The organism is Neotamlana nanhaiensis (assembly GCF_000943555.1).
Taxonomy (GTDB): Bacteria; Bacteroidota; Bacteroidia; order Flavobacteriales; family Flavobacteriaceae; genus Neotamlana; species Neotamlana nanhaiensis.
On sequence record NZ_JTDV01000021.1, the window covers coordinates 1 to 8,909 of the forward strand.

3 protein-coding genes are annotated in these 8,909 nt (G+C 35.9%); all 3 read right to left on the reverse strand.

The genetic code is table 11. The features are described from left to right. The coding region (locus tag PK35_RS16820; RefSeq protein WP_349675074.1) for a thrombospondin type 3 repeat-containing protein at positions 1-2,849 on the reverse strand (2,849 nt) is incomplete at its 3' end. Between the two features lie 244 nt (positions 2,850-3,093). Next, entirely contained in the window at positions 3,094-8,340 is a 5,247-nt protein-coding gene (locus tag PK35_RS16825; RefSeq protein WP_044627753.1) for a GEVED domain-containing protein, read from the reverse strand. A 257-nt stretch (positions 8,341-8,597) separates the two neighbouring features. Then, the coding region (locus PK35_RS16830) for a T9SS type A sorting domain-containing protein (RefSeq protein WP_044627754.1) at positions 8,598-8,909 on the reverse strand (312 nt) is incomplete at its 5' end.

The following is an 8,909-nucleotide window of genomic DNA, read 5'->3' on the forward strand; positions in this document are numbered from 1 at the left end:
TCGTCTATACCATCAAAATCTATCGTGGCCACATCGGATAGTACCGTTAAATCGTCGCGGTAATCTACATCGCCTGTAGTGAGTACATCGCCATCGGCATCGGGTAGTACGCTTAAATCGGTAGGATTTTCTATGTCTTCATTTACATCTAAACTCACATCGTTTACCCCATTGGTTTCAAAAGCATCATCTAAACCATCGTTATCGGTATCTGTACCGCTTGTTGCATTGGCCATTCCGTTTTCTTCAATATCGGGGATGCCATCGTTATCGGCATCTAAATCAATGTAATCTGGGGTGCCATCACCGTCGGTATCTACTAATGCTAAACCGCCTGGATAATTGTTATCTACGCCATTGCTATCGTAACCATAGGTTGGTAGTACGTAACCTACCGTGGGTTGCGCTTCTACGTTATCGGGAATACCGTCGTTGTCGCTGTCCAGGTCTAAATAATCGTAAAAAGAATCGCCATCGGTGTCTTGACAAGCTCTTGCAAAACCTTCATCAAAATTCATATGATTATCCATACTTACCACAAACGAATAGGTGCCAGCGGTAACATTTACAGTTTCTTCAAAAAACTTCCATGGTGAATTTGCGGAATCGCCGCTAATAGGACTAACGGTAAAGCTACCACTATCGGCCACTAAAGTTCCTGCACTTCCAGCATTACCTGTAAAAATTCGTAAACGTGCACTTCCTGTTAAACCATCGCGTGATGAGAAAAAACCACCATAAGTTAATTTTGCATCGAGTGAAATGTTTATGGTTTGATAAAAATCGTTAGCACCCGATGCTATATCGAGATAATATTGGTCGTCGCCATCGCCTGTTAAAGGATTAGCATCTTCATACGGCCCATAATTAGCATAATTGTAGCCTCCTGCACCATCAACCTTTACTATATTTGCCTGACTACCAGACTGCAAAATCCAAGGCGAAATATCTACACCAATGTTATTACCGTAATTTAAACCTGTTTTATTTTCAAAACCACTATCTACTAATAAATTTTTACATTCAATGGTATCTAAAATACCATCATTATCATCATCTAAATCACAATCGTTACCAATGCCATCGCCATCAGTATCAATAAACAAAGTACTACTGCTATTACAGCTATCGCACTCGTTGGCTTGTTGGGTATCGTCTTGCGAAGTCCCCGCAGCATTGTTTGTACCGCTTGGAGAACCTGCTCCATCTACACTATATGTTAGTGTATTTATCCTTCCGTTTGCACTTAAATCGTTAAAAGTATAGGTGCTTGAGGTAGCTTCTAAAGCATCGGGACAACCATCTTCATCGCTATCGGTATCTAAATCGTTCGTAATACCATCGTAATCGATATCGCCACAGGGTACAATAACATCTGCTTTAAGCATAGAGTAGCCATTACCCTTATTCATAGTTATTGCTAATGTTGACACGTCGAAAATTTGAATAGACCATCCTTTAGGATTACCATCGCGAGCCATAAATGAAATGCTTCCTATACCATAGGATACAATTTCGATAACATTTGAAGGATCGTTTACTACAAAAACAGCTCCAGAAGAAGTTAGCGTCCATCGATCTACTCCATCAAAATCTCTAGCAGAATGTGTCGCTGGTGAAATTATAAAACTTGAAGGATTTGATGCACTAATGTTTACGGTAGTATTGGTTTTACCAAAAGCCAGGTTTCCTAAATTATCGCAATTTGTAGCATCTACTCCATTATTGACATTAGAACTTTGAGTTATTGTTGTAGCAGAAACAGAGTAACTTTGCGGGGTTGTTGATAACCCTTGAAATTGCATTGGTGATGTGTTTAAACACTCTGTAGCATCGAAAATACCGTCGTTGTCATCATCTAGATCACAATTATCACCAATACCATCGTTATCGGCATCACTATACAAAGTACTGTTTATATTACAACTATCGCATTCATCGGCTTGTTGTGTGGTATCTTGAGAAGTTCCAACAGCGTTATTTGTACTATTTGGCTGCCCGTTACCATCAACTGCAAAACTACTTGTATTAATGCTACCTGAAGTTGTTAAATGACTGTAATTAAAGCTACTTGAGGCTGCTTCGAGCGCATCGGGACAACCATCGTTATCGCTATCGGTATCTTGACTATTTATTATACCATCGCCATCGGAATCGTTATTACAAGCTAATTCGTAACCCGTTATGTCGTCGATTATATAAATTGTAGATTCTTCACCTGCATAAAAATAGTAGCGCAGTTTATAGTTGGTACTTTCTAATAACGGGAATTCTGCATTATTTACAAGATATACCGTTTCGGGTGCTGTATATACATCGTCGTAATAAAAATCGGCATTTAAAATGGTGCTTGTTGCAAAGTTATCGTCGGAAATTAAAATTCCAATATGGTAACCATATGAAAAATCAGAACTTGAACCACCATAACGTAATGATAAGCTATTAAGATATAACCCGTTTGTAGTATACGATGAAGCTGTTGTAAAACTTTGTTCTATATAATCGTTATTGGCTATAGCGTTTGTTAAATTTGCTTCACCAGCCCCTGTAAATCGAAACGAGGTTCCTTCGTGATAAAAATTAATGCCTGTTCCTAAATTTAAATTTGTAGCCGCATCTACTCTACCAAAGGCTCTAGTTTCAAAGTCATTACTAGTATTGTTACCAGTAGTATCGAAAATGCGGTCATTGCTACAATCGTCTTCAACGCTATCTAGTATACCATCGTTGTCATCGTCGGTATCAACACTATTTGCAATTCCATCGCCATCGGTATCTTGGCTAAATGCTTGGTATGAAGAAAAAACCATAACAAACATAAAACACAAAATTTGTGTAAATAGTCTCATAGTAAGTTTAATTTTAGATTTGGGATCTAGTATTAAAATATTCGGCAAAATACAAAAAAAATCTACAAAATGCGCATTTTTATTTATTTTATTCTTTAAACATCAGGTTTTTAACATAATTTATTTTATCGGTAAACCGATTAAAAACAAATAACTGCAAGCACTTAAAATTTTACTTGCTTACTAAAAATAAAAAAGGCCAAAACATAGTGTTTTGACCTTTTGTGAGAGACTCAATTAATATCTAGTTGTTTACTACAATTTTTTTGGTTAATACTTGGTTATTATCGGTGCGCAAACAAATTACGTAGGCACCAGTAGTTATACTATTTAATGCTATACCGTTGCTTAAAGTTTCGGTGGAAACATTATTTAATTCCATAACTCGTTGACCTCTCATATTTATTACCGCTAAATTTTTAACCGATGCATTGATTTTTTTAGCATAAAAGGTATTTGTGCTGTTTTGAAAATATAAATAATTAGCCGTTGTAGCTACTTCGTTTGTACTTAAGGTAGTAGATTTACTTTGAAAAACAATTTCGAAACGTTTGTTAAACTTACCTTGAGTTGCTGTAAAACTATAAGCTTCGTTAGTTGTTAAATCGAAATAAGTATCGGTTAAATTATCACGTAAATACACCTCTTGGTCGTCGTTAAAATTCTCGAAAACCGTGGCTTTAATTTCAAAGGTATTATTACCCGAAGATCTAAAGTTTAATGGGACCACCTTATCGTTTGCAATAGCGCTGTATGCTTGAATAGTCATATCTTCACCATTTAAATCGAGTAATAAATCGTTGTTACTAATTTCAACACATGCCGCTTCATAACCGTAATCAAAATCGTCGGTTGTGGTATCGCTAAATCCTAAAAGTAACTCTCTGTTTGTTTCAGGACCAGATACCGAGGCTATTTCTAATCGCATTTTCATGAAACCATCGTTAGTTTCGTTTTTGCTACTATCCCCTTTTCCGCCTTTTGAATCGGATTTAAAGAACATAGATCCCGAATAATACGATCCGTTTTTATCAGATTCTTTAACAAATACACGTTGGCTATTATTAAACTCGATGGTACCGTTATTAATAACTTCCACCATAAAACCTTGGCCAACTGGCATGTATCGCGTTGCAGCTTTAGTTCCATTTTGTTGTCCTAAAAGAGCCCCTACAAGGCCTTGAAATTGATACGCTTTTATAGAACCTAATTTTGTAGCTGTGGCATAACCACCATCATATTGATCTAAATTATGAGAAGTCCCTTCCCATTGTTGCCAATATTGAACATAGCCAGCAATTACACCAAAGTTATCGTCGATAAATTTATATATATCGATGGCCGACGGATAAGGGTTACCCAGTAAAAATTCGGTTTTTGTTGATCCTGGTGTAGAACCAAAACCACCTTTATCATTTACATTTATTAAAATAGTACCGTTGTTTGGTTTCCCTTCAAAAATATATTCTTGTTCTTCCTCGCCAATACCAGTTCCTTTTTGCGAATACCCAATGCCTGGAGCAATATTTGATGATGTCCCAATTTTCTTCCAATCCCAATAAGTTAACCCATTTTTATAAGTGTATAACCAATAAGTACTAATATTACCGTTTGCTGTATAACTTGAGGTAAAAGTCATTGGGTTACCGTCACCATCTTTTAACATATTTAAGTTAAATGGGGTATTGTTATCGTTGTTTGTTGAAGTATTATTATCGGTTAAGCTAATAGCACTTAATGTACCCACTGGCGAACTCCAATAGTTATACCAATATGGACTAGATGTACCTTCTTGACGACGACGAATTTTACCTAATGCCGAAGTTACCAAATCGCTTGTTTCTGTTTGAATTAGTTGACAATCGTCTAATAAATCGAGCGTTCCGTTTAACTCAAAATACGAACTATTGTTAATTTGATTTTCATTGCTTACGGTTAACGTTACCCCATCTTCTATAAATAAACCTAAACTTTTATGCGAATTTGATGTTGTTACATTATTAGCAATTTTTATAATGCTCCAATCTTTGTTACTTGTAACATCTTCAATATCCCAAACATCGCCATATAACCAAGTATTTTGTGTTTCCCAATCGCCATCGCTAATAGTTTCGTATGGCATTGGTGCTGTTTGGTCTTGTATGGTTGTAATATTGTTTAACGCTATACCAACGTTGTAGGTTGAAAAATCGGTAACGGTGTTCGATACAATATTAGTCATTGGATAATAAGCAATAAGATTAGCCCATGAAACGGTTTCAGAAATATCGCTAGTTGTAATTGGCTTAGGTATTACTGTACCATAAACAAGCCCCGATATAGCTTCAATTTCTTGATACACCATGCTTTGTACCTGAGCATCGGCTAATGCCACATCGAAAACTCTAACTTCATCGATAGCACCTTTAAAATATTCCTTATCGGAAGTATTGCTAGATAAACGACCAACTTCGAAATTACCATTAGCATCCGAGCTAGATTGGATGTTAGTTAATGATAATAATTTTAAGGTTGTACCTACAACTTCACCATCAACATACAACTTAACTAATCCTGTATATTTAGAATAACTTGCGGCAATATGATGCCACTCATCAAAATTTAACACACCACTACTAATTACTGAGGTTTCTGCTAAAGCATATTTTGTGTTTATAGTTACAGCTGGTTTTCTACCATCTTTTAACCATAGTTTTACACCATTATCTTCGCCTGCAATAACCATATCGGAATAGTTACCAGAATCGGACTTTACCCAAGCCATAATAGTAACTTGATCGAGATTTTGCATAAAAGCCGTACGCGACAAATAATCGTCTGCACCATCAAAATCGATACTTGCATAGGCTGGCGGATTAACATTAAAGTTATCTCTGTAATCTACATCGCCACCCGAAGCTAAATCGCCATCGGTATCTGGTAAAATACTTAAATTTGTTGGGTCTTCAATATCTTCATTTACATCCCAAACGGCATCATTAGTACCATTGGTTTCAAAAGCATTATCTAAACCATCATTGTCGTCGTCTGTACCAATAACAGTATTTGCCATACCATTTTCTTCAATATCTGGTGTACCATCATTATCGCTATCGCTGTCTAAATAATCTGGTGTACCATCACCGTCGGTATCAACTGGAATTAATCCTGTGCCGTAATTATCCCATAGTCCAGGATAGGCTCCTGTTGTATTTACAGTACCACTTGGCAAAATATATCCTGTTGTTGTTTGAGCTTCAATATTATCTGGAATACCATCGTTATCGCTATCTAAATCTACTTTATTTTCATAACCATCACCATTGGAATCTGGACATGCAGGCTCCTCTAAAATTATAATTTCAATATCATCAATAAAGTTACCTACAGTATTATTACCACTTGCAGTGCTTACGGCTTCAAAAATAAAATATGTATTATTTTGACCTGCTGGCACATCGTAAACTCCAGAATACGAGCCCCATGCCGAAGTTCCATCGGACATAGTTTCTACGGTTGATGCAAAAATTAAATCGGCTCCAATACGAACTCGAGCTACATCTACCCCACTTCTTCCTCTGTGTTTAACAGACCATTGTACCTTGGCTCCTGCAGAAACACAAAGTTTTTGATATAAAGCCGCAGTTTGATTAGCATTTAACTCGGCAAAATTATTACCATCCGCAGCAGGAACACCATTAAAGCCATTTCCCCAAAGCTCAATTTGTCCATCGGTAGCTGTTGTACTCCAACCTGGCACATTATTTTCGTGTGTTGTCATGTAAGCTCCAGCAGAAAGCGCAGTATCTTCAAAACTTTCGTTTATAATATTTTCTCCACAATAAGTCATTCCACATTCTACAGAATCTAAAATACCATCGTTATCATCATCAACATCAATAGTATCTGGAATGCCATCACCATCAGAATCTAAACTAGAAACAGGAATACTGCTTCCGCTAGATAATGTTATGTTATAATCTTCAACTTCACCGGCACGATATTTAAAATCACAAGCCGTAAACGACGTGTCTGTACCAGTAATATAACCAACACGCATAACCGTATTACCCAAATGAGCTGTACTTGGTACTTGTATTGATATTGGAACATCGATAGTTTTTGTACCAGAAACATTTCGTGAATCTTGAACAGAAAACAGAAAACGCTCGCCAGAATCTTCAAAATCGTCATCGGAAGTTTCATTAAAATTTAACCAAATGGCCAATGTATTTTCTTGAGTATTCCAGCCATCAACGGTAATTGTTACGGTTCCTGTAATTGTTGAGCCTACGCTTACTTCTTCACTTGAATTTAAAATTTGTGAATAACTACCTGTTGTGCCAGTTGTTGTATTATGGATATTACCAATATCAACACTGCTAATATTGTTAGTGTTATAACCGTTTATATTCGATGGCGTACAAAATGTAGGTGTTGTAGGTGTTGTTACTGTACTTTCTCCGGTAAACTCTATGCTATAGTCTTCCACCTCGCCAGCTTCATATTTAAAATCGCAGGCTGTAAAATTGGTTCGAGTACCCGATAATAATCCTATACGCATTACAGAATTTCCTAAATCGGCTGTACTTGGAACGCTTATGCTTATAGGCACTTGAACCGTTTTTGTACCACCCATATTTCTGGTATCTCGCACAGAAAATAAAAAGCGTTCTCCAGCATCGTTAAAATCGTCGTCGCTACCTTCGTTAAAATTTAACCAAATAGCTAACGTATTTTCACTTGTATTCCATCCGTTCAATTTTACAGATACAGTACCTGTAATGGTGCTACCAATGCCAATTTCTTCGGTTGCGATATCAGAAAAATAAGTATAAGTACCTGTTGCCCCTTTTGATGCATTATCAATATTACCAATGGCCACATTTGAGATATAATAGCGGTTATAATTATTGATATTTTGAGGAGTACAAAAAACAGGTGTACTGGTAGATCCAGTAGCATCACCATTAATAAAGTTGATATTATAATCTTCTACCTCACCAGCATTATATTTAAAATCGCAAGCTTTAAAGTTTTGGCTTTGTCCAGTTTTAAACCCAACACGCATTCTGGAAGCTCCAGCTTCAACATTTTCTGGGATTTCAATCTCGAAAGGCACATCAACGGTTTTGGCTCTATTTTTATTACTTCTATCTCTTACGGTAAAAGTAAACTCTTCGCCATTGTCGCTAAAATCGCTATCTGAATTATTAAAGTTCATCCAAATAACAAGTGTATTTCTACCAGTATTCCAACCATCTATTTTTACGGTAACGGTACCGCTAATGGTTTCACCAGCTTCGAAACTTGTAGGCGCAACAGAAGAATAATAGGTATAATCGCCTGTTGATCCGTTACTTGAATTATTAATATTACCTACCGATACATTGGTAATATAATTGGTATTGTAATTACCAATATTACTTGGCTCACAATATTGTGCACTTATTCGGTTTGTACTTAAAACGAATAATACAATTACTAACTTAAATAGTAGTAGTTTTCTCATAGGTTAAACTTAATTAGTTTGGGACAATTAAATTTTTACTAAAAACTACTTTTTGTTAAATGGATTGGATTAAAAAATATTTACGAGGGAAGTAAATGTATTTAAATTGATTTTTTTAATTCGTTACAAAATTAATTTGGTTTTATTTGGGCTTTTATAATATGATTTCGTTTTCGTTGAAACATTTAAAATTTACGACAAAAAACATCGATAAAAATTTAAGTGTGCAAATAAATCGATTATCGACCTGTTTTTCATTATTTTATTACAATTTTTTTAGTTAATACCTGGTTTGTATCTGTACGTAAGCAAATTACATAAGCTCCTGTTGCTACTTGGCCTAGCTGTATACCTTGTTCTAAACTAGACTTTTCTACATTTTGAAGCACCATAACTCGCTGACCGCGCATGTTTATAACAGCTAATTGTGTTACTACCGCAGCATTTAACTTTTTAACATAAAAAGTATTGCTAGCATTTTCAAAATACATAAAATTAGATTCTGTCTGAGATTCGTTTACTGATAATGTCTCCGCTTTACTCTGGAAAACAATAGCAAATCGTTTGTT